Origin of the sequence: Aneurinibacillus danicus (assembly GCF_007991215.1) — a bacterium.
GTDB classification, from domain to species: Bacteria; Bacillota; Bacilli; order Aneurinibacillales; family Aneurinibacillaceae; genus Aneurinibacillus; species Aneurinibacillus danicus.
Map to the genome: position 1 here is coordinate 1 of NZ_BJXX01000034.1, position 2,408 is coordinate 2,408.

General features: G+C 48.5%; 3 protein-coding genes. All 3 read right to left on the reverse strand.

Annotation, left to right across the window (positions count from 1 at the left end):
• Positions 1–25 precede the first annotated feature (25 nt).
• The 3 genes from deoC to ADA01nite_RS03740 all read right to left on the reverse strand — a co-directional run bounded on the left by deoC (position 26) and on the right by ADA01nite_RS03740 (position 2,306).
• Positions 26–700 carry a deoxyribose-phosphate aldolase gene (deoC, locus tag ADA01nite_RS03730; RefSeq protein ID WP_146808566.1) on the reverse strand — a complete coding sequence of 225 codons (675 nt, stop codon included), beginning with the start codon at positions 698–700 and terminating at the stop codon, positions 26–28.
• The gene (locus ADA01nite_RS03735) at positions 697–1,146 is read right to left on the reverse strand and encodes an NUDIX hydrolase (protein ID WP_146808567.1); all 450 of its coding nucleotides are present in this window, start codon (positions 1,144–1,146) and stop codon (positions 697–699) included. The genes deoC and ADA01nite_RS03735 overlap by 4 nt, the downstream gene beginning before the upstream one ends.
• A gap of 101 nt (positions 1,147–1,247) precedes the next feature.
• A complete protein-coding gene (locus ADA01nite_RS03740) occupies positions 1,248–2,306 on the reverse strand; it encodes a DctP family TRAP transporter solute-binding subunit (RefSeq protein ID WP_170230137.1) in 1,059 nt (352 codons plus the stop codon).
• Between the last annotated feature and the right edge of the window lie 102 nt (positions 2,307–2,408).

Consider the following 2,408-nt stretch of genomic DNA (forward strand, 5'->3'; position numbering starts at 1 on the left):
GCCATGGTGGTTTTCTGTAGAATTCTTAGTACTGTTCCGTATTCGTGCTGCCCTGGATGAGGGTGACACCGCCGCTGGTGCCGATGCGGGTAGCGCCGGCCGTAATCATAGCTTCAGCATCTTCGCGGGTGCGTACCCCTCCGGACGCTTTCACGCCCATTTCTTCGCCGACCGTCTTACGTATAAGCCGTACGTCTTCTACGGTCGCTCCTCCGTGTCCGAAGCCGGTGGACGTTTTGACGAAGTGCGCGCCCGCCTCTTTACTTAGACGGCTGGCCCGCTCTTTTTCTTCTTCCGTCAGCAGGCCTGCCTCAATAATGACTTTCACAAGCGCCCTACCTTCGGCTACCGTAACCACGGAGGCGATATCGTGGAGTACCGTTTCGTCGTCCCCCGATTTCAACGCGCCAATGTTAATCACCACATCAAGTTCGTCCGCACCGTCTTCGATTGCCTTCGTCGCTTCAAACGCCTTTGTTTCTGTTGTATTCGCGCCAAGCGGAAAGCCGATAACGGTCGCCACTTTTACGCCGCTGCCTTCCAGATTGCGCTTGGCCCTCCCAACCCAGTACGGATTAATGCACACGGCGAAAAATCCGTTATCCTTCGCTTCCTGGCATAATGTATCGATCATCTCTGCTGTCGTCTCCGGTTTCAATAGAGTGTGGTCAATGTAGGATGCGAGTGGCTTATTTGTCATGATGTTTTCTCCTTTCGGTTATCAATTCCCAGCAGTTCATATGCCTTTACCAGGACTGAGATGTTATTCTGGTACCCGTTCCTCTTCTGCTTCTCCCAGGCCGCTTCCGGTGACATCCAGGCTACCGTATGAATTTCTTCCATCTGCGGCACAAGCGTTCCGGCTGTCGCTTCTACGAGAAAATAATGAACTTCTTTTCTTACCGCCCCAACTTTTGGATTGTAGTAGTTATAATAAATCGTTTCCAGTGGCTGGACAACCTTGCCCTCAATTCCGGTCTCTTCCCAAATCTCCCGGAGCGCTGTCTCCTCCATCGTCTCCCCTTTTTCCTGCTTCCCCTTGGGCAGAGATGTTTTCAAGTACCGATCCTCAATGATCATAATCTCAATTCTGTTGTCTCTCGTCCTCCGGTAAACGACACCTCCTGCTGAAACCTCCTTTGCCATGAAACATTCCTCCTCGCAAAAGCATCCTTTTTCCAAGTTTATCGCACTATGCCTGCCCTTTACCACTTTTTTCATAACAGTTATTCATATCCGCGAATTCTCTAATGGGGAGACCGTTCTGTGGCGATAAGTTTCTTCCATTCTGTAATGACCGGCTCTCCGATGACATCTTTAAATTGATAATAGACAGGATTGAGTTGCTTTTTCCATGCTTCCTTTTCCTCATTTGTCTGCATATGAATATGAATCGAATTTTTTTCCTTCATTTCTGCCAGCGCACGATCATTCATTTGTTTTGCGTACTGACGAATCCAGGCGGTCGTTTCCGTCATCGCTGACTCGATGGCCTTCTGCTGGGTACCGGAAAGCGTATCCCATGTTGTTTTATTGATTAATACAATATACCCGAGATAGCCATGATTACTGACTGTCATATAGCGCTGCACCTGATAGAGGCGCTTGCTGTAAATATTGGACAAAGTATTCTCCTGTCCCTGCACGCTGCCTCCCTCAAGCTGTCTGTATAAATCATTAAACGAGTAGCTTTCAGGACTTGCCCCCAGCGTTTTAAACTGCGCATGCAGAACAGGACTTGGCATGATTCGAAAATGGAGTCCGCGAAAATCGTTGACCGACACGAGCGGACAGCCAGCGGTCATCTGTTTAAAGCCATTATCCCACAGCGCTAACCCTTTAACGTTCTCATCGTTAATCGCTTCAAATAACAATTGCCCCAATCGACCATCCATCGCTTTGCTTACTTCTCTTTCGTTTTCGAATGCGTACGGCAAATCCATAATCATCCATGCAGGATACCGGGAAGAAAGCCTGGAAGTAGCAGGTGCTATCATTTCCACTTTGCCCGATTGCAGGGCATTAAATTCATTCTCATCGTCAAATAGTGTGGCATTCGGATACACACGGATTTCGACCATACCATCCGTTTTCTCGCGCACCAGCTGGGCGAATTTGGCAACGGCAAGACCTTTTGGCGTATTCTCCGCGACCACATGGCTGAATCGAATCACTACCTTTTGGTCAAGCCCTTCCTGCTCCGCATCGTAGCGAACCGGCTCTTCCACGCTAAAGCTAAAGCCAATAGCAACAGAAATAGCCATACCGACCAGAAGAAATATCACAAGCCACCCTAGAGATTTCACTTCATTCTCACCTTTTTTCCATACTTGTATACGTATCATAGCATAATAAAAACAGGAAACGAAGAAAACTCCGCAACCCCGACATGAAAATTGTGGGAAGGG